This window comes from Novosphingobium sp. 11B (assembly GCF_054589055.1).
Genome location: NZ_BAAILP010000078.1, coordinates 11,309 through 31,158 on the forward strand (window position 1 = coordinate 11,309; position 19,850 = coordinate 31,158).

A 19,850-nucleotide genomic window follows, 5' to 3' on the forward strand; every position below is an offset into this window, starting at 1 on the left:
ACGGCATCGGCGTCAGGACCTTGCGAAAATACACCACTCGCTCGGTTTCCTCGAATTTCAGCGCTGCGTGCATCGCATGCGACACGGTGTTGTCCAACATGGCATCCGAGGCGAGTTCAGCGCAGCCCATGCTGCGAGCCCATGCTTCCACGGCGCCCACCAAGCCGCGCCCGATGCCTTGTCGCCGGCATTCTTCCTCGACGTATAGCCCTTCAAGGAAAGCGATCGGTGAAGTTTCGCAGCCGTTGACGTAATCGACGCGTAGCGCGGCTTCCGCAAATCCGACAAGCGCGCCGTGCTTATCGCGCGCCAGGAAGCCAATGAAAGGCTGCGGCTCCGCCATTAGCTGAACCACGTCTTCCTGGTGCTCTGCTTCCGAGCCATCTGGCCAGAGCGACGTGCGCAGAGCCGACCATTCAAGAAGATCAGCGTTGCTGCCCACTGTTATCCGTACGATCATGCCGCTCGGCCTCGGAAGCTGGTCAAGGAAATCATGCATGGTGGCGGCGCCGGCGCTCGGCTCGGTGCCGCCACCGTATTGTATCAGCCGTTGAGCTTGTCCTTGACCGCCTTGGCGACCGTGAAGGTCAGCTTCTTCGAAGCCTTGATGGTCATTGCCTCGCCGGTAGCGGGGTTGCGGCCTTCACGCTCAGGGCTGTCCTTGACCTTGAACTTGCCAAAGCCGTTGAGCGAGACTTCCTCACCCTTGGCCGCCGCGCTGCCGATGGCCTCAAAGACGGCGTCGACAATCTTACGGGCGTCGGCTTTCGTAATGCCGTGATCGTTGGCGATGGCGTCGGCGAGATCGCTGTTGTTCATGAGAAGTTCGTCCTGTCGATGTCTATGGTTCGCAAAGCTACGTTTTTTTCGAGCTTCGCGGCCTTCCACCATGGAACAGCCGAAACCGCGTTCAAAGTCGCATACTCACGCTGAACGCGCCTTGAGGCCGCTTTGTCCACAGCCTGTGGATATGTGAAACGCATCCGGTGCCCGAATTACCCGGATAACATCGCGCGCGGAACCATTCTCGGCCGGTCTCTTGCATAACGCACACAAGGAGGATTCCCATGTTTGGCAAGGTCATCAGCGCAATCGCAGGAAACAAGGCCGCAAAGCACGTCCAGGGGTGAGCGGCACTGGAGGAACTTTGCTCGGCTTTGCAGCGCCGATGGTGATACGCCGCCTCGGCCCCCTTGGCCTCATCACCGCAGTCGCAGGCGGGCACGTTTACAAGCGCTACACCGACCGGCGGGCAGCTGAACAGCAAAAAGTCGCGCGGCCCAGCGGATTTGCAGAGCCCACGCGGAAACAGGCTTGATCCTATCCTGCAGCCGCAATCCGCCCGCTGCGAGCGTGTTGCGGGCAGGCTAAGGCGCGGGACGTTAGGATCGACCGTGCTCTGATCCACGTGGTTGTGGCTGAGCAGCTTATGAGTGCCGGGCACGGGGCCCGGCGCTCAGCCAGTGAACACGCTCTCGCCGAACAATACCGCGTCACACAACTGCGCGCGAACCGCGAGGAAACCCGCCCATCAACAGCCCCCGAGCGCGTCCCCTTCCTTGAGGACACTACTGAGCACAACGGTTTACCTGAAATTTCTTTTTCTTTCTCAACCCGTTGCTTAGCGGCCTCCTCCCTCGTTTGCATGGCCCGACACCTTGACGCAGCGGCGGCCAGAATGAAACATATAGCGAACACATGAGTCGCTGTTGACCAATAATCCTGCAAACCGCCCTTCCCTCCCGGCTGCCTGCCGAGCACCTTGCCGCACTACGCGCCCAGATCGCGCAGGTGCAGGCAGCGCGCGGCCCGGTGCTGCCGTTCGGCCTGCCGCAAATCGACACGCGCCTCGCCAGCGGCGGCCTTGATGGCGCTGCGCTTCACGAGATCGCCGGCGCCAGCGCCAGCTGGAGCGACGATGCTGCCGCCACCCTGATTGCTGCGGGCCTCGCCGCGCGCTTTGCTGCCGATCAGGGCATGACCGTGCTGTGGGCGCTTAGCCGCATCGACCTGTATGCTCCGGGCTTCGAACAGGTCGGGCTCGGCCCGGCAAGGTGCTCAATCCCCAGGGCAGAAAGGATTCCGAAGTCCTTGCACTAGCCGAAGATGCTTTGCGCGACGGATCGCTGGCCTGCGTCATCGCCGAGGTCAAAGCCGCCGACCAGACCGTCACCCGGCGCCTGCAGCTGGCTGCGTCCGATGCGCGAACCCCGATGCTTCTCTACCGGCGGCATCGTTCGCGCGAGCGCAGCCCGCTGGCTCAGCCCTCCGCTGCAATGACGCGCTGGAGCATCGCAGCGGCGCCTTCCACCGCGCTACCCCATGCCGGCATCGGCCGAAGAACAGGCCGAGGACCGGCTTGGACTGGTCAGCGGCCGTCACCGCGTCGAGTTCGGTTGCGTTGCGGACAACGAGATAGCCACGCGACTGTGCCTGCTGGCACAGGGTCTTACCCTTAAATTTCCCAGCGGCAGCGGTCCCCGCGAAGGTCGCAGCGCAGCCACCCAGAACAACATCCGCCCGCGCTTCGAGCAAATGTTCGGCGATCGATCCGCTTCCACCCTTCTCGAGGGCATTGGCCGGGCACTGCTTCGTCGTTGCGACTGGGCCATAGCATTTGCGATACGTCACGCTGGCGAGCTGCGCCGCAGGCGTGGGGGAGCGGGCACACTAAATCACGGGCATTGAGCGCCCATGCTGGTCGCGCGATACGGCGGTCGCGATGGAGATATCGCCAACCACGTTGACCATGGTACGGAACATGTCGAGCAGCCGGTCCACGCCGACCACCAAGCCAATCCCCTCGGGCGGCAGGCCGGTGATCGCGAGAACGGCGGCAACGGTGGGAAGCGATCCGGCGGGGACCCCAATCGTACCCATTCCCGCCAGCGCGGCCACCACCAGCACCACGCCCTGCTTGCCGAGCGAGAGGTCCATTCCGAAGAACTGGGCGATGAACAGCACGGTCACAGCGGTGTAGATCGCGGTGCCGCCCTGATTCGCGATGGTGCCGATGCCGAGGACGAGGCGCGCCGCGCGGGGCGGCAGGTGCAGGTCGAATTCGGCAGCCTTCAGCGCGCTGGGCAGAGTGGCGTTGGACGAAGAAGTGCAGAAGGCGATGACTGCCGGCTCCTGCACTCCGCGCAGGAACGCCGCCGGGGTCACCCCGCCGCGCATCCACACGACCGCGAAGAAGGTCAGCATCACCTGCAGCATCAGCGCCGCCACCACCACGCCGACATAGGCGCTGAGGTAGAGCAGCAGGTGCCAGCCGAACACCAGTGTCAGGTCGAACATGAAGGCGGCGACCGCGACCGGCGCCAGCCGTGCGACATAGCCGAGTACATGCATTCCAGCATCGAACACCCGCTCACTGGTGGCGAGCACGTGGCCGCTGCGGCGGGTGCGCAAGAAAGTCAGGGTCATGCCGACGAGCACCGAGGCGAAGATGACGATCATGATCGGCCGTTCCACGGCGGCGTAGGAGAACAGCGCGCCGAAGCCTCTCGGCGGTGCGGAAGAGTGACCTGCCGCGAGGAGTTGCTGGCCGATCTCGGCTGGCACCACGTCGCCAGGGCGGAACAGGTTGACCATGGCCAGCCCGATCAGCGCCGCCGCGACCGAGGCCGCCAGCATGTGCGCCAGCGTGGAGAGCAGCAGTCGCCGCATTCCCGCCATGTTGCGCACCCGCGCGATGCCGCTGACGATGGCCGACACCAGCAGCGGCACGATCAGCAGGAACAGCGCGAAGAGGAACGCCTGCTCCACCGGCTTCACCACCCAGCGCATCAGCAGCATGGTCGCGGGGGAGTCGCTGGCGAACAGCCCGGCCAGCGTGCCGCCGCCCATGCCGAGCAGGAAACCCGCCAGCAGCCGCACCTGCAGATGAGGGCGCAGACGCCTGCGCGCATGGCCGGCGGAAGGGGGGAGAGGCGGGGGGGCAGTCTCGATCATCGCAGTGACCGAACGAAAGGATTTGCGGACATCGGTGATCCTGTTGCCGTGCCCGAAGGCGCCTGGCTCATGATGAGGGTTCTGCCGCGAGAACCCTGTCAGCAAGCTGTCGCGAGCGCGAATTGTTGCGCCTCCGATTGGGCTTGGGTGATGTGCTCGTCGTTCCGGTCGTCAGGGCTCGGCGGCGCGGCGAAGTCGATGCTGGCGAGCACGCCGCGACCATCCGTGCCGGGCTCCAGCCGGACTTCTGCGCCCATGCGTTCGGCTAGCGCGCGGACGATCGACAAACCGAGGCCGCTGCCGCCAGCATCGCTTTCGCTGCGGGCGCGGTAGAAGCGTTCGAACACCCGTTCGCGGTCCTGCGGGGCGATGCCAGGGCCGTCGTCCTCCACTTCGATGCACGCACGTCCGGCGCGGTGCAGCACCCGCACGGTGACGGTGCCGCCGGGGCGGTTGTAGCGCACCGCGTTGTCGAACAGGTTGCCGATCATCTCGGCGGCCAGGATCGGGTGGCCGCTGGCGAGAACGGGGCCGTGATCCGGCGCCTCGAAACCGATGTCGAGGCCGTCCGAGCCCGGCTGGTCGATGCGCGAGGCCACGAGGTCGGCGGCGACGGCAGCAAGGTCGAAAGTGGCGTCCTCGGCTATGCCCTGCTCCTCGGTCCGGGCGAGGGCGATCAGTTGCAGCAGCAGCCGTTCGAGCGAGAGCACCGCGTTGCCGATGTCTTCCAGCGCCGCCGCGCCGCGTGGGGAGGCGGGGCCGTAGCGCTCCAGCACGTCGAGATGGACGCGCACCACGGCGAGCGGCGTGCGCATCTGGTGCGAGGCATTGGCGGTGAACTGCTTGAGCGAATCCACCGCGCGCTCGGTGCGGGCGAGCAGGGCATTGAACGACCCGGCCAGCAGCCGCGCCTCGCGCGGGGCGTCCTCCTCCAGCGCGAGGCGGAACTGCGGCGGCGGCTCGCGGCGGGCGGTCTCGATCTGCCCGGTGAGTGAGGCGAAGGGCCTGAGGCCCCAGGTGATGGCCCAGTAGAACAGCAGCACCGCCGTCATCGCGATCAGCACGCCCGCGCCCAGCACGCGCAGGAAGTAGGTCTGCTGGTAGGCCCAGCGATCATCCACGAAGTCGGCCACCTGCACCACCACCGCGTGGCCGTTGCGGTGGAGACGGCGGATCTCGGTGGCGATGCGCACCGGCTTGCCGCCCAGCGTGCTGTCGCGCAAGTACCCGGGCTGGATCACGCCGTCGGCATCGCGCGGGTCAACGTAGCCGCCGGTCAGCGGAGTATTGCGGTAGGTGCGCGGGAAGCTGGCGGCGGGCAGGCGCTGCGTGGTGCGGCCGGTGCGCGTGTCGTACAGCGGCGGCGGGACGAGGCCGCGCTCGCCCGCGATCAGCTCCGTGCCGTCCCAGATGCTGTAGTGCGTGACGGGCGCGGAGCGGCGCTGGAGCAGATGGACGGCCAGCGGCAGCACCTTGTCGCGCACGGCGTCCTCGGTATCGGCGGCGCGGCTGAGCAGACGCACCGAACCGACGAGGATGCGGTCGGAGGTCGCCGCGCCGGAGCGCTGGATCATCCAGCACGTAATGCCGCCGAAGGTCACCGCCAGCGCCAGCAGCGGCACCATCACCGCAGCGGTCAGGCGCGATCGCAGAGAGGCCATCAGGTCTCCAGCATGTAGCCGAGGCCCCGGATGGTGCGGATCGTCGGCCCATCCGGCATCAGCTTGCGGCGCAGGCGGCCGACGTAGACCTCCAGCGCATTAGGGGCGACGGCGTCGGCGAAGTTGAACACCTCGGAATTGAGGCGCTGCTTGGTCACGACTTTGCCGGGTCGGCCCATCAGCGTCTCCAGCACCGCCATTTCCCGGCGCCGCAAGTCGAGCACCGAGCGCTTGAGTTCGACGACGCGGGTGGAGCGATCGAGGCTGAGGTCGCCGACGCGCAGCACCGGGTCGGCAGTACCCTGGCTGCGCCGGATCAGCGCGCGCAGCCGCGATTCCAGCTCGCGCGGGTGGAAGGGCTTGGAGAGGTAGTCGTCGCCCCCCCGGTCGAGCCCGGCGATACGGTCGGACACCGCATCGCGCGCGGTCAGGATCAGCACCGGCGTCGAGTCGCCGCCCCTGCGCAGCGTTTGGAGAACTTCCAGCCCGTCGATGTCCGGCAGCCCGAGATCGAGGATCACGGCATTGTAGGTTTCGGCGGCGAGAACGTCGAGCGCCTCCTCGCCGCTCCCGACGACGTCGACGACGAAGCCGCCCGCGCTCATCGAGGCTTCCATGCCGCGCGCCAAGCGCTCGTCGTCTTCCACGATCAGTATCCGCAACAACTCACTCCCTCACACGAGTTGCGGCATCCTCTTGTCCCTGTTCGGGCACTTTTCAGACGCCGTGAGGTGCCTTTGAGTGCCTTTGTGAATCGTTGAGTGCCGGCCCTGTCCCGGCGCAATTTCATGCCGTTTGATTCGGCAGTCTGTGAATGGAACCTGTCATCAACCTGTCGCGCCGGGCAAGATTCTTTTTGGAAAAGGGCGTGGCAGTGACAGCTTCGTGACAGGTGAAGGCCCGCAGCTTTCGTGTGTCGGGAGGGGAAACCTCGACAACGAACCGGGTCCAATCCGCAGCGCGCAGGAGATCGCCAAGGCATCGGCGGCATCGCGGGCGGAGCATGGGCCGGCTGCAACAGGGGGCAATCATGGCCACTCAATACGGTCGCGCTGCATTCTTGATTTCCGTATCCTTGTTCGCTCTGCCGCTGGGGGCGCAAGCGCAGGAAACGGCTCCGCAACAGGCGGTTAGCGAGGGCGTCGGCGACATCGTCGTCACCGCCCTGCGCCGCGCCACCCGCGTCCAGGACACCCCTGTCGCGATCACCGCGCTGTCGGAGAAGTCCCTCCAGAACCTCGGCGCCACGGGCATCGCCGACGTCGTGCGGCAGGTGCCGGGGCTCAACCTGATCGCCGGTGAATCGGGCCGCACCCGCATCTCCATTCGCGGTATCCAGACAGCGGGCGAAAGCACCGTAGGCCTGTACTACGGCGAGACGCCGCTGACGGGTCCGTCGGGCACCAGCTCCGATCCTTCGGGCGTGACGCCCAACCTCAACCTCTTCGATGTCGAGCGAGTGGAAGTTCTGCGCGGGCCGCAGGGCACGCTTTACGGCTCGGGCTCGATGGGGGGCACCCTGCGCGTGATCTTCAAGAAGCCGGACCTCACCAAGTACGAGGGCGCGACCGAATTCGGCGGAGAGGCGGTGGAGCACGGCGAGTTCGGCTATTCGCTGAAAGGTGCGGTCAACGTGCCGATCATTTCCGACATGCTTGCCGCGCGCCTGGTGCTCTATCGCCAGCAGAACCCCGGCTATGTCGATGATCCGACGATCGGCAAGGAGGACCTCAACCGCTCGACGCTCGAAGGCGCGCGTTTCCAGCTGGGTTTCCAGCCGACTGATACGCTCAGCATGAACTTCATGACGATCGTGCAGACCCAGAAATTCGACGGCACCTCGCAGTGGGCGCCTTCGGTGGGAGAGTTCGTGTCCGAGCAGAAAGTCGCCTCGCCGGCCTACGACAAGCTGCAGCTCTATGCGCTGGAGACGAAGTGGGAGACCGGCATCGGCACGCTGGCGCTGAACAATTCGTACTACCGCTGGGACGTGCGGCAGACCAACGACAACTCGGACAACTACGCCAGCATCGCGGCGTCCAATCGCTATTGCGGGCTATTCCAGAATACCTACGGCGGCTCGCTGCTGCAGGGCACGAGCGCCGGAGCGACGACCAGTTCGAGCACCTGCGCGACCGGCGCGGGGGGGCTGACCTCCGCGCAGTTGCGGGCGGATTACCAGAACTGGGCCGCAGGGCAGCAGCCGATCGGCAACTACCAGCCGCGCTTCGTGCGCAACTACGTCAACGAACTTCGCCTCAGCTCGAACGGCAAGGGGCCGCTGACCTACACCTTCGGCCTGTTCCGCGAGGACCGCGACGACCGCGTCGATACGCTCGTCTTCGCGGGCATTCCCGCCACTGGCGAGCCGCAGCAGCCGACCGTCGATCTCGGCTCGCGCTATGTCACCGACGTGGTCAAGCAGACCGCGGTATACGGCGAGATCAGCTATCATCTCTTCGAGCCGCTGACGCTGACGGCGGGCCTGCGCTACTACGACTACAAGAAGACCGTGGGCGGCGAGAACCTGGGCTACAACTACTTCAACGGGCAGGTTCCCAGCGCCTATGCCGAGGTGTCCGCCAATGCGAACGGGCTGATCCAGAAGTACAATCTGGACCTCAAGATCACCCCGGACGTGATGTTCTACGCCACTGCATCGCAGGGCTTCCGCCCCGGCGGCGCGAACCTGACGCCGGGTATTCCGGAATCGGCGCAGACTTACGCGGCGGACTCGCTGTGGAACTACGAGGCGGGCTTCAAGACGCAGTGGTTCGACCGCAAGCTGACCTTCAACATCGACGCCTATCGCATCGACTGGAACAACCTGCAGACCTCGGTTCGCGCGACGTACGGCAACTTCTCGTATATCGGCAACGTCGGCTCGGCGCGGATCGAGGGCGTCGAGGTCGAGGCCAGCGCGGCGCCGGTTTCGGGGCTCAACCTCAACGCGAGCTTCCATTACGTGAAGCCGCGCCTGACCGCCGATCAGGTCAGCGCCGAGGTCACGGCATCGGGCCTCAAGGGCGACATCCTGCCGCTGATTCCGCGCACTACCGCGAGCGCCGGGGCCGAATACACCTTCCCGGCCTTCAACGACTTCGAGGGGCTTCTGCGCGCGGACTGGACCTACACCGGCGAGATGACCTCGCAGATCCGGCCGACCAACAGCCTCTACCGCGAGTTCGGCAAGTACTCGATGGTGAACCTGCGCGCCGGTGTGCAGAACGACCGGATGGGCGTGTTCCTCTACGTGCGCAACCTGTTCAACAAGATCGGCGTGAACTCGATCTCGAGCGCTGCGGGCGTGCCGGACTACTGGGCGACGACCGCCCCGCGCACGCTGGGCGCGACGATCTACAGCAACTTCTAAGTTCGTTTCGAGTACAGGGGATTTGACGATGCGTATCACACTGCTGGCCGCAACCGCCGCGATCGCGCTCGCCGCTCCGGCGGCGCAGGCTGCCACGGTAGAGGACAAGGCCGCTGCCACGCTGCTGGGCGGGGCAAAGTTCGCCAAGGCCAAGGCGTCGCTCAAGGGCGATTACGACAAGATCATCCAAGACATCATCACCCTGACCGAGATCGAGGCGCCGCCGTTCAAGGAAGACGCACGTGGCGCCGCCTACATGGCGATGCTTAAGGCCGAAGGGCTCACCGACGTCGAGCGCGACGAGGTCGGCAACGTCATGGGGCTACGCAAGGGCACCGGAGGCGGTCCGCTGATCGTCGTCACCGCGCACCTCGACACGGTGTTCCCCGGCGGCACCAATGTGAAGGTGCGGCGCGAGGGCAACGGGCTCTACGCGCCCGGCATCGGCGACGATACCTCCAGCCTGCCGGTGCTGCTCGCTTTCATCCGCGCGATGAACCGGGCGGGCTACACCACCAAGGCCGACATCCTGTTCATGGGCAATGTCGGCGAGGAAGGCCCCGGCGACCTGCGCGGTTCGCGCTACCTGTTCCAGAAGGGCAAGTACAAGGACGCGATCAAGTACTTTATCTCGTTCGAGCCGGGGCAGCCGGGGCGCATCACCAATGCCGGCACCGGATCGCGCCGCTACAAGGTGACGTTCAACGGGCCGGGTGGCCACTCGATGGGTGACTTCGGCATCGTCAGCCCGGCCTTCGCGATGGCCAATGCGATGGTCGAATTCGGCAAGATCAAGGCCCCTGCGGAGCCGAAGACGGTCTACAACGTCGGCATTCTGGAGGGCGGCACTTCGGTGAACTCGATCCCCTTCGCCACCGCCATGACCATCGACATGCGCTCCAACGGCAAGCCCGAACTGGACGCGGAGGAGAAGCAGTTCCTCGCCCTGCTGCAGCCTGCGGTGGATGCGGAGAACGCCGCGCGCTCCACCGCCAAGGGCAAGATCTCCTACGACGCCAAGCTGATCGGCGACCGCCCGGTCGGCACCACGCCGCTCGATGCGCGCATCATCAAGATCGCCACTGCCGTCGCCAAGGGATCGGGCGTGACGCCGAAGTACGGCGCCGGGTCCACCGACAGCAACATCCCGATGAGCATGGGCGTCGAGGCCGTCACCCTCGGCTCCGGGTTCGACACCTTCCGTGCGCACTCGCTGGAAGAGGGCATGAAGATGAACCCGCCCGAGGACCTCAAGAACATGGCGGTCGGCCTGGCAACGGTCCTGACCCTCGCCGAAGCACGCTGACCCATCCTGACGGGGCGGGCCTCTCCAGCGGTCCGCCCCGGCTTTTTACCGTCTCTCATCCCACCGCCGGTCCGTTCCGCGCCGCGAAGGAGTAACGCCATGTCCCGTCGCAATCTTCTGCTTGCCGCCACGTGTCTTTCGTTCCCGCTCAGCACGCCGGTTCTGGCCCAGGACGCGCCCGCGACCAGCGCTGCGATCACCGCGCCCGAGAAGATCGTCGGCGGCAAGGTCGGCGCCGACTACTTCCTCGCCGACTACACGAAGATTTCCGAGTGGCTGATGCAGGTCGTCAAGGAGAGCGACCGCATCAAGGTCGTCTCCATCGGCAAGACCGCCGAGGGGCGCGAGCAGTACATGGCGATCGTCTCCTCGCCCGATAACATCCGCAATCTGGAGAAATACCGCCGGATTTCGCAGCAGCTGGCGCTGGCCAAGGGCCTCGACGACGATGCCGCCAAGGCGCTCGCCGCCGAGGGCAAGGCGATGGTGTGGATGGACGCCGGGCTCCACGCCAGCGAGATCGTCAACGCGCAGAGCCACGTCCAGATCATCCATGAGATGCTGACGCGCAATGATCCCGAGACCCTGCGCCTGCTGGGTGACGACATCATGCTGTTCGTCTTCGCCAATCCGGACGGGCTGGAACTCGTCGCCGACTGGTACATGGCCGATCCGCACAAGCTGACAACGGACTCGATCCCGGTGCTCTACCAGAAGTACATCGGCCACGATAACAACCGCGACAGCTTCGCCTCGACCCAGCCCGAGACGACCAACATGAACCGCGCCGGATACCGCGAGTGGTTCCCGCAGATCCTCTACAACCAGCACCAGACCGGGCCGCTGGGCGCGGTGGTGTTCATTCCGCCGTTCCGCGACCCCTACAACTTCAACAACGAGCCGCTGGTCATCAACCAGACCGACGTGGTCGGCCAGATGATGCATGCGCGGCTGGTGGCTAAGGGCATGGGCGGCTCGGCGATGCGCTCGGCCGCGCCTTATTCGACATGGTTCAACGGCGGCATCCGCACGATCGGGTACTTCCACAACCAGATCGGCATTCTGACCGAGATCATCGGCAATCCCACCCCGCTCAAGATCCCGTTCGTGCCGGAAAACCAGCTCCCCCGGCAGGACGAGGTACTGCCGATCGCGCCGCAGGAATGGCACTTCCAGCAGTCGCTCGACTACGTGAAGGAGATGGACCGGGCGATCCTCGATTACGCCTCGCGCTACCGCGAGACGATCCAGTACAACCGCTATGTCATGGGCCGCAACCAGATCGCCAAGGGTAGCACCGACAGCTGGGTGGTGACGCCCAAGCGGATCGAGGCGGCGAAGGACGCGGCGAAGACCATGCCCAAGCCGGGGCCGGAGGAAACCGCAGGCACGTTCGGATGGGGCAACGAGAAGATCCTGCCCGCCAGCCTCTACAAGACCGTGCTCAACGCGCCCGAGAAGCGCGCGCCGCGTGCCTACATCATCCCGGCCGACCGCCAGCAGGACATGCCGACGACGGTGCGCTTCCTCAACGCCCTCATCAAGACCGGGATCGAGGTGCAGCAGGCGCCGTCGGCCTTCACTTTCGAGGGCAAAAGCTACCCGGCGGGCAGCTACGTCGTGCGCAGCGACCAGGCGTTCCGCCCCCACGTGCTCGACATGTTCGAGCCGCAGGACCACCCGCAGGACTTCGCCTATGAGGGTGGGCCGCCGATCAAGCCCTACGACGTCACCGGCTATACGCTGGCGCTGCAGATGAACGTCGCCTTCGACCGCGTGCTCGACGCGCCGCCGCCTGGGTTCCCGCTGGTCGCCGACGAGATCGCCGCGCCGCCGCCGGGCCGCGTGCTGGGTTCGGGCGGGGCAGGCTGGATCGTCGATCACGGCGTCAACAACAGCTACACGCTGACCAACCGCTTGCTGAAGGCGGGCCTGCCGGTGTTCTGGATGAAGCAGGGCCTGACCATGGACGGCAAGGCGCTCGCCCCCGGGGCGGTGTGGATACCCGCCTCGGCCAAGGCGAAGGCGATCGTCGATGCCGCCGTCGCGCCGCTCGGCCTCGATGCCCATGCCGTCGCGGCGAAGCCTGCGGGCGAGACGGTCGCGGTCAAGCCGGTGAAGATCGGCCTTGTCGATGTCTATGGCGGCTCGATGGCCTCTGGCTGGACGCGCTGGATCTTCGAGCAGTACGAGTTCCCCTACGAGCTGGTCTACCCGCAGGCGCTCGACAAGGGCGGGCTCAAGGCCAAGTACGACGTCCTCGTCTTCCAGAGCGACGTGCTCGGCCGCGAGGAAGGTCCTTCGCGCCCGCAGCCCGCTGCCGCCGACATTCCGGTCGCCTACCGCAAGATGCTGGGCAAGATCACGCCCGAGACGACCTTCCCGCAAGTCGCCGCCTTCACCAAGGCGGGCGGCACGGTCGTCGCGGTGGGCAACTCCACCCGCATCGGCGAGGCGCTGGGCCTGCCGGTCACCAACCTGCTCGCGCCCAAGGGGCCGGACGGCACCGTGAAGCGGGTTTCCTCCAACAGTTTCTACGTCCCCGGATCGATCCTGAGCGCGCAAGTCGACAGCAGCGATCCCCTGGCCTTCGGCGTCGCACCCACGGTCAACCTGTTCTACAACAACAACCCGGTCTTCCGCGCCGACGGGCCATCGGTGCGCAAGGTCAGCTGGTTCGACAAGGAGGACCCGCTCGTCTCCGGCTGGGGCTGGGGGCAGAAGCTGCTGAACGGCGGCGCGGGCATCGTCGAGGGCGGGCTCGGCAAGGGCCGCGTGTTCCTGATGGGGCCGGAAGTGACCCAGCGCGGACAGCCTTTCGCGACCTTCAAGTTCCTGTTCAACGGCGTGCTGCTCTCAAGCTCCAGCGAAACTCCTCCCGGCGACAGCTAGTGATACCGTTTTGCGCCTGGAACTGAACTGAGTTTTCCAGAGGCTTATGATACTAGCAGTCCAGTAAGCCGATCGCAGCTAGTCGGAATCAAAAATCAGCGGCTAAACGGCCGGGATCGGCCAGTCTAAGCTATCCAGAATGGGAGAGCTGCGTCTGCACCTGGGTATTGGAAAGGGCTGGCTGAGCGGCCGAGAATGATGACGTGGACGGCTCTCCAACCCTCCCGCAAGATGACCTGCGGATGAGCCGGAAGGAGAGCCACGCTGGGAACAGTCACGGCGATTGGTTTGGACCTAGCGATGAACGTGTTCCAGGTGCACGGTGTGGATGCCGATGGTGTAGCGGTATTGCGCCAGCGATTGACGCGCAGTCGCCTGCTGAAACCCAGTTATCGAACGCCTTGCGGGCGCACATCGCGGAGTTCGGCATCGTCACCCCGATCGGCAGGAATGGAATTGACCAGCTTCTCGATATCGTAGCTGATACAAATCATGCCAGACTGCCCGCAGAGGTGGGGACTTGCCTCGACATGCTGGCAGCCCAACTGCGCATTGTGAAAGAGCAGATCCTCGAAAATGATCGCCGGATCATGGCAAGTGCGCGAAAAACGGAAATCGGCCGGCGGCTGATGGAGATACCAGGCGTGGGGCCACTATTGGCAAGTGCGATCGTCGCGACTGTCCCAAATCCCTCGATCTTTCGCTCAGGCCGCGACCTAGCAGCGTGGATTGGTCTGGTACCTCGACAAAACTCCAGCCTAGGTAAGGAGCGCCTCGGTGGCATCACAAAGGCTGGACATCATTATTTGCGCCAGATGCTCATCGTCGGCGCCATCGCGGTCATTCGCTTTGCTGAGCGCCATAAGTCAAAGCGGCCTTGGCTCGTGCAGTTGCTTGCGCGAAAGAACGTGAAGGTTGCCGCCGTGGCGCTTGCCAACAACAATGCCCGCATGATCTGGGCGATGATGACCAACGGCGAACGGTATCGCGACCCGCAGATTGCATAGAATATAGCGCTCAGCGCTTACGATCTTGGGAAGGGCGGACAGGAGCTAATGCACAAAGTCGGTTGAAACCGCCGGATCGGGAAAACCCATGTTTCGACCCAGCACCTCGAGTGCGCGAGAATGGTCGGGACCCGAGCCGCGCTAATGGCATTATGGCCAGCGGTAATATGTGCCGCACCAATAGGCCCGACACATGGCCGCACCAACCAACGGCGCAAAGCTCAATATGCCACTTGCCAACGGAGAGCCGTCCACACAGCGTCGACTGCAGCAACGGCTTCTACACGCCTCATTCCGGGCGTTCCGCCAAATCGTTGAGCGCGCGGCGGGCATCTGCCTTGTTCGGCGCGATTTCCAGGGCGCGGCGATAATAGACACTTGCCTGTTCCCGGTCCCGATCGACGCCTGCTCCTGCATTGTAGGCACGGCCAAGGTTGAGGCACCCGTCGGCATCGTTCAGATCGCAGGATTTGCGGTACAGTTCGGTGGCCCTTCCTGCGTCCTTGCCAGCACCGTTTCCGTTCTGAACCAACGTGCCTAAATTGCCGCAGGCTGCGCCATCGTCCTGATCGCAGGCTCCGACATAAAGTGCGGCGGCGCGATGGGCGTTCTTGCGCACGCCCAGCCCCTGATCGTAAACCACACCAAGGTTGTAGCAGCCGCCGGCATCTTCGCCGTCACAGGCCTTTTCAAACAGTCGCCTGGCGCGCCGCTTGCTGGCCTTTACCCCCGCGCCCAGCGAATAGGCGGCGCCAAGGCTGGAGCAACTGGCAAAGTTATCGGCGTCACAGGCCGCCCTGAAATACCGGAACGCACGTGGGGCGTCCTTCGCGATGCCTTCGCCCTTCACCAGGGCAAGGCCAAAATTGCCGCAATCAGCAGGCCCGCCCAACTCACAGGCTTTCGCGAAAGCAGCGGTCGCCTGCTGGGCGTCCGCAGGGACGCCATTGCCGGTGTGGTAGGCTATGCCAAGGCTTGTGCAGCTGCTGCCATCGCCGCCTGCACAAGCCTTGGCATAGAATACCGCTGCACGCGCCGGATCCAGAGCCACGTGATCGCCTTGCGCGTACCGGGTGCCCAGTTCGGCACAGGAGCTTGCCACTTCGCCCGCACAAGCATCTTCAAGCTGCCTGATTTCGGCCGCATCATCATCAGAAGCGTGCTCCGATGCCGGTTCGGTCAGATCATACGGCCCCGCAGGGGCAGGCACAGTAGGATTCTCTGGCGGTGTAGACGCGATGGTATCCACTTCCCGCACGGAAAGCATTTCATGCAGATCATGGGCATCGGACGGCCTGTTGCCGTGTGCGATCAGTGCCTCTGCAAACTCGATTTCGTCGATCGCAAGTGGGAAGAGATCATTTGCGACCCGGTGCGCTTCATCTCCGCAGGCAAAGCGCAGTTCCGCATCGCCCAAGCTGTCGGGCGGCACCGTTTCCATGGGGGACGTATGCGCGGCTCCCTTGTCGATCGGGCGTCCGGCCTCGTCGAAATACAGAATTTGCAAAGTTTGAATGCGGCGTTTGTCGCACAGCACGCGCCGGTGCGCTTTTACCGTGACTTCCGGTTCGCCGGGCCGGATTACTTGCATCGCCCAATAGCGCGCCTCGTCTCCGCGCCGCTCGACAGATTTCGCATCCACGAAAACGACACGGCCGGGGCCGCTGTTGATGTACCACCACTCTGATGCGGCCGCCGGAACCGCGCCCAGCATCAAGGTGGCTGGCACGGCTTTACAGAACCAAGACATGTACCGCATCCTTCTTACCATCCCGATCCGCCGCCACCGCCACCCCGCCGCCCGAAGACCCGTCGCCGGAGGAACCGCTGGAGCTGTCACTGCTACCGGAACTGCGGCTGGACGTGCTCGGTGATGTGGCGGCCGACGCTATCGTCCTATCCTTTATTCTGTTCGTGGCCGGCTGGTTGATCGTTATTCGCGGGCGGCACGGAAATGTCATCAAGCGCAGCCTTTGATATGGCGAGGGCTTTTCTTGCGGGGCCGGCGGAAGACGTGAGCGGATCAAGCGCCAACGCGTGCTCCAGCAGAGCGATGCCCCTAACGTCGTGAAGGTCGCGGCCGTTGCCGGTCTGATAGGCCCGGCCGAGCGTAAAGCAGCTTTCCGCCTCGGCCAGCGCACAGGCATCGTCGCGTGCTATGCCATCGCCTTCGAGCAGCCGGTTGCCGAGGCGCGAACAAGCGCCGGCGTCATTGTTCTGGCACATGACTTTCAGCTCGGCGACGGGATCGATCACCTCGACTTGTTGCGCCTGAGCCTGCCCGGCAGGCAAGCCAACTAAGACCACCGACAATGCGGCGGCGCGGATCATGGCGCGGTGCATGCCGGATCGGCGCAGACGAAAGGCATGTCGTCGGTATCCTTCGCGGCGAGGCTTGCGCGGAAGCGCAGGTTCCGGGGCGTGGCGTCCAGAACCGCAATTTCGATGTCGCGGATGCGGATTGTCTTCTGCGAAGCCGGGAAGCGCATCGTCTGCCCGCTGCTGGCGTGCGCGAGATCCCCGATGCTGTAACCGCGCAAGTCGAAGGCCAGCTCTCCTTCCTCGATCCCGAGATAAGCGATATCGTAGATCGTACCGCTTTCCATTGTATCGTAATCGCCGGCCTCGAGTATGCCCACGCCTTTGCCGTAGTCACGCGGCGGGACTACGGCCTGACCGGCGGCGATCGCCTGGGGTGTTCCGAATGTGGCAGGGGCCGGTGCCGAAGATCGGATGACCGGCACCGCAGGGTCTGCGCGCATCTGCTCATGATGGTCCGCCGGGCTAACCAAAGCCTCGGTGTCGGCAATCAGTGCTTCGGCGAAAGCGACTTGGTCGATCGCCAGAGGGAACCCGCCGGTCTGGGTTCGATCGGCAGCGCAGACGAACTTCAATTGGGCCTCGCCTACTGACCCCGCCGCGATAGGGTTGGGCCCTGGGTAGCTCAGCGCCGACTTGTCGAGGCGTTCGTCATCGGCGCCGTAACGAAGGACGAGATCCCACGTTTCGGTGCGTTTGCGGCAGTCTCCGATCATGAAGGCGCGAAGCGAGGCCGCGGGGTTACCGGGCTCGCGCAGAATTTGGCTGGCATCATATCGAACAATGTCACCGTCCCGCTCGATCGATTCAACATCGACGAACAGCACTTTGTCTGCGCCTTGCGCCACGTACCACCACTGCGAGGTACGGGCCAGGCCCATCGAAGGAGAAAGCATAAGCAACCCGCCGGCGAGTATCCCGAACTTCATCCGATATTCCAAACTGTTACTATTTCATTGGTACAGCAGAACCCGTACCTTACAACAGCACCTGCTTGTTTTTGTGCCTGCCCATAACAACTTTCTGGATCACGCTTACTCCGTGCATGACCGGCCAATCTCGACCGATAGCCGCCTAGCAATGTTGGCTATCGCGCTTCTGAGAAGCCAAACCTGCCGTGTTCCTTACCGCCAATTTGAAAATTGGAGGGAGATCGGCTCACCTCGACCGTTGGCGGGATATGTCAGGCGTTGTTCCTTCTCCGTGAATTCGGGCTCTGCGAGGCGCTGCGCGCGCGCATAAGTCGGCGTCAGCCTGGAGAGCTCGATTCCGAGAAGCGCCGACCGGGCAATCTCACGGGAAAAAAAGACAGGCCATGCGATAGAGCAAGATCGACCCGACGTCCTGAAGCAGCGTCAGAACTGGTTTGAGGTCAACTCGACCTCAAACCGGAGCGCCTGGTCTTCATCGACGGAACCTAGACCGCGACCAATATGACCCGCAGCTACGGTAGCTGCCCCAAAGGCGAACGTCTGCGGATGGGTTTCCCGCACGGCCACGGCAAGATCACCGCGTTGGTCGCCGGCCTGCGCATGGCCGGCATGGTCGAGGCCATGGTGCTCGATGGGCCGATCAACGGCGACTGGTTCGAAGCCTACGTCGCTCAGGTCCTCGTCTCCGAACAGCGGCCTGGCGACGGCGTCATCATGGACAACTTGTCGAGCCACAAGCGCGCATCGGTGCAAGTGCTCATCGAGGCCGCAGGCGCCACCCTGCGCTTTCTCCCGCCCTACAGCCCCGACTTCAACCCGATCGAGAAAGCATTTTCCGGCCTCAAAGCCATACTCCGTAAAGCGGGCGAGCGTACCGTCAGTGGCCTGTGGAGCTTGATCGGCAAACTCGTCGATATCTTCCAGCCCCCGGAATGCGCCAACTACTTCAGATCATGTGGTTACGAACCAGAATGATCGTGAAGACGTCCTTGCGTCCGAGATCGGCCTTCCGGAGCACGCCCACCAGCGATACACAGAACATAGTCGCAATCTCCTGTTCAAGCCGTTCCGAAGAATCGAAGCTCGCCGACTTGGGGAATTGGTTCGCCAATCTAACTTTTTCTGTTTCAAGAGTTGCTAGTCAGGCTCTCCCCGCCCCCCGATCGATCACGAGCCATTGACAATCCTCCTCTTGAAAGATAGCGCTATCATTCATATTTGGACGGCGATGAAGCCCTGCGGCTGCAATGCAGCGGGGGGCTTCGGGCAGATCCGGAATGGACGTACGAAACGGACGGGCAAAGCCCTGACCTGAGGGGATGCAGCAATGATTACCGGCGCCATACTCATCGGCCGCGAGGAAACCCACACGCAGGCAAGCTATGCCGCCATCAACCCCGCGACCGGCGCGGCGCTGGAACCACGCTTCACCACCGCAGGCCTGCCGGAAGTGGAACGCGCCTGTGCGCTGGCCGACGAGGCCGCGGTCGCCTTCGCCGAACTGGACCCGGAAACCCGCGCTGTCTTCCTCGAAACCATCGCCGATGAGATCGTGGCGATCGGCGACATCCTGATCGAACGCGCCATAGCCGAGACGGGCCTTCCCCGCGCCCGTATCGAGGGCGAGCGGGGCCGCACCGCCGGCCAGCTGCGCCTTTTCGCGCAAGTCCTGCGTGAAGGCAGCTGGGCGGGCCTCACCATCGATCCCGCCCTGCCCGAGCGCGCGCCGCTGCCGCGCCCGGACCTGCGCGTGCGCAAGGTCGCGCTTGGCCCGGTCGTGGTGTTCGGCGCCAGCAACTTCCCCCTCGCCTTCTCGGTCGCGGGCGGAGACACCGCCTCGGCTTTCGCGGCGGGTTGTCCGGTCATCGTCAAGGGTCACTCGGCCCATCCCGGCACCGGCGAACTGGTGGCCCGCGCGATCCAGCGCGCGGCGGCGCTGTGCCATCTGCCCGAGGGCGTGTTCTCCTACCTCCCCGCCACGCGTGAGGCAGGCACCGCGCTGGTCGCCGACCACCGCGTCAAGGCGGTCGGCTTCACCGGATCGCGCCCCGGCGGCATGGCGCTGATGCGCACCGCCGCGGCCCGGCCCGAGCCGATCCCGGTCTATGCCGAGATGAGTTCGATCAATCCGGTCGTGCTGTTCCCCGCCGCCCTCGCCGCACGTGCCGAAGCGCTGGGCGCGGCCTTCGTCGGCTCGCTGACGATGGGCGCCGGGCAGTTCTGCACCAATCCCGGCCTCGTCATCGCCATCGACGGGCCTGATCTCGATACCTTCCTCGCCTCGGCCTCGGCGGCGATGGGCGGCAGCGCGGCGCAGGACATGCTGACGCCGGGCATCCACTCGGCCTATGTCGAGGGCGTGAGCGCGCTGGCGGGCCACGGCGCTGTAACCACCCTCGCACGCGG

General features: G+C 64.7%; 15 protein-coding genes and 1 pseudogene. 7 read left to right on the forward strand and 9 right to left on the reverse strand.

From position 1 onward, the window contains the following. Positions 1–460: aminoglycoside 6'-N-acetyltransferase (gene aac(6') / locus ACYPYD_RS06895; RefSeq protein WP_459662589.1), on the reverse strand; the 460-nt coding region annotated here is incomplete at its 3' end. Between the two features lie 83 nt (positions 461–543). Next, positions 544–819 (reverse strand): HU family DNA-binding protein, encoded by a 276-nt coding sequence (locus ACYPYD_RS06900; protein ID WP_036530793.1) that lies wholly within the window; start codon positions 817–819, stop codon positions 544–546. 972 nt (positions 820–1,791) lie between these two features. Between ACYPYD_RS06900 and ACYPYD_RS06905 the strand changes: the two genes are divergently transcribed. Beyond that, on the forward strand, positions 1,792–2,100 hold the full coding sequence (locus tag ACYPYD_RS06905; RefSeq protein WP_051587235.1) for a hypothetical protein: 309 nt from the start codon (positions 1,792–1,794) through the stop codon (positions 2,098–2,100). 69 nt (positions 2,101–2,169) lie between these two features. Here ACYPYD_RS06905 and ACYPYD_RS06910 read toward each other — a convergent pair whose 3' ends face one another. The 4 genes from ACYPYD_RS06910 to ACYPYD_RS06925 form a co-directional block, all read right to left on the reverse strand. Continuing rightward, entirely contained in the window at positions 2,170–2,631 is a 462-nt protein-coding gene (locus ACYPYD_RS06910; RefSeq protein ID WP_236727506.1) for an alkaline phosphatase, read from the reverse strand. A gap of 39 nt (positions 2,632–2,670) precedes the next feature. Next, positions 2,671–3,954: a dicarboxylate/amino acid:cation symporter gene (locus ACYPYD_RS06915; protein ID WP_459662581.1), complete on the reverse strand. Its 1,284-nt coding sequence runs from the start codon at positions 3,952–3,954 to the stop codon at positions 2,671–2,673. Between the two features lie 98 nt (positions 3,955–4,052). Beyond that, entirely contained in the window at positions 4,053–5,615 is a 1,563-nt protein-coding gene (locus ACYPYD_RS06920; RefSeq protein ID WP_081799248.1) for a sensor histidine kinase, read from the reverse strand. Continuing rightward, positions 5,615–6,277 carry a response regulator gene (locus ACYPYD_RS06925; protein WP_036530782.1) on the reverse strand — a complete coding sequence of 221 codons (663 nt, stop codon included), beginning with the start codon at positions 6,275–6,277 and terminating at the stop codon, positions 5,615–5,617. Before ACYPYD_RS06925 ends, ACYPYD_RS06920 begins: the two co-directional genes overlap by 1 nt. Positions 6,278–6,675: 398 nt before the next feature. Here ACYPYD_RS06925 and ACYPYD_RS06930 point away from each other — a divergent pair, with 398 nt between their 5' ends. From ACYPYD_RS06930 to ACYPYD_RS06945, 4 genes are all read left to right on the forward strand, one after another. Beyond that, a complete protein-coding gene (locus ACYPYD_RS06930) occupies positions 6,676–8,988 on the forward strand; it encodes a TonB-dependent receptor (protein WP_459662582.1) in 2,313 nt (770 codons plus the stop codon). Positions 8,989–9,016: 28 nt separating this feature from the next. Then, a complete protein-coding gene (locus tag ACYPYD_RS06935; RefSeq protein ID WP_459662583.1) occupies positions 9,017–10,294 on the forward strand; it encodes a M20/M25/M40 family metallo-hydrolase in 1,278 nt (425 codons plus the stop codon). Between the two features lie 99 nt (positions 10,295–10,393). Continuing rightward, on the forward strand, positions 10,394–13,186 hold the full coding sequence (locus tag ACYPYD_RS06940) for a M14 family metallopeptidase (RefSeq protein ID WP_051587232.1): 2,793 nt from the start codon (positions 10,394–10,396) through the stop codon (positions 13,184–13,186). Positions 13,187–13,428: 242 nt separating this feature from the next. Then, a complete protein-coding gene (locus ACYPYD_RS06945) occupies positions 13,429–14,193 on the forward strand; it encodes an IS110 family RNA-guided transposase (RefSeq protein ID WP_459662590.1) in 765 nt (254 codons plus the stop codon). A 289-nt stretch (positions 14,194–14,482) separates the two neighbouring features. Here the strand turns inward: ACYPYD_RS06945 and ACYPYD_RS06950 are convergent, their stop codons facing one another. The 3 genes from ACYPYD_RS06950 to ACYPYD_RS06960 form a co-directional block, all read right to left on the reverse strand. Then, a complete protein-coding gene (locus ACYPYD_RS06950) occupies positions 14,483–15,943 on the reverse strand; it encodes a tetratricopeptide repeat protein (protein WP_459662584.1) in 1,461 nt (486 codons plus the stop codon). Between the two features lie 146 nt (positions 15,944–16,089). Next, positions 16,090–16,524 (reverse strand): hypothetical protein, encoded by a 435-nt coding sequence (locus ACYPYD_RS06955; protein ID WP_459662585.1) that lies wholly within the window; start codon positions 16,522–16,524, stop codon positions 16,090–16,092. Then, entirely contained in the window at positions 16,521–17,453 is a 933-nt protein-coding gene (locus ACYPYD_RS06960) for a surface-adhesin E family protein (protein ID WP_459662586.1), read from the reverse strand. The genes ACYPYD_RS06955 and ACYPYD_RS06960 overlap by 4 nt, the downstream gene beginning before the upstream one ends. 343 nt (positions 17,454–17,796) lie before the next feature. Here ACYPYD_RS06960 and ACYPYD_RS06965 point away from each other — a divergent pair. Together ACYPYD_RS06965 and ACYPYD_RS06970 are read left to right on the forward strand one after the other, a co-directional pair. Beyond that, positions 17,797–18,419, forward strand: a pseudogene (locus ACYPYD_RS06965) (IS630 family transposase); the annotation flags it as partial. Between the two features lie 352 nt (positions 18,420–18,771). Next, a partial coding sequence (locus tag ACYPYD_RS06970; protein WP_459662587.1) for an aldehyde dehydrogenase family protein occupies positions 18,772–19,850 on the forward strand: 1,079 nt, incomplete at its 3' end.

Excerpts from the sequence above, each read along its gene's own strand:
- ACYPYD_RS06900 (WP_036530793.1), bottom strand. The coding sequence starts at position 819 with ATGAACAACAGCGATCTCGCCGACGCCATCGCCAACGATCACGGCATT.
- ACYPYD_RS06915 (WP_459662581.1), bottom strand. The coding sequence starts at position 3,954 with ATGATCGAGACTGCCCCCCCGCCTCTCCCCCCTTCCGCCGGCCATGCG.
- ACYPYD_RS06920 (WP_081799248.1), bottom strand. The coding sequence starts at position 5,615 with ATGGCCTCTCTGCGATCGCGCCTGACCGCTGCGGTGATGGTGCCGCTG.
- ACYPYD_RS06935 (WP_459662583.1), top strand. The coding sequence starts at position 9,017 with ATGCGTATCACACTGCTGGCCGCAACCGCCGCGATCGCGCTCGCCGCT.
- ACYPYD_RS06940 (WP_051587232.1), top strand. The coding sequence starts at position 10,394 with ATGTCCCGTCGCAATCTTCTGCTTGCCGCCACGTGTCTTTCGTTCCCG.
- ACYPYD_RS06945 (WP_459662590.1), top strand. The coding sequence starts at position 13,429 with ATGAGCCGGAAGGAGAGCCACGCTGGGAACAGTCACGGCGATTGGTTT.
- ACYPYD_RS06950 (WP_459662584.1), bottom strand. The coding sequence starts at position 15,943 with ATGTCTTGGTTCTGTAAAGCCGTGCCAGCCACCTTGATGCTGGGCGCG.
- ACYPYD_RS06955 (WP_459662585.1), bottom strand. The coding sequence starts at position 16,524 with ATGATCCGCGCCGCCGCATTGTCGGTGGTCTTAGTTGGCTTGCCTGCC.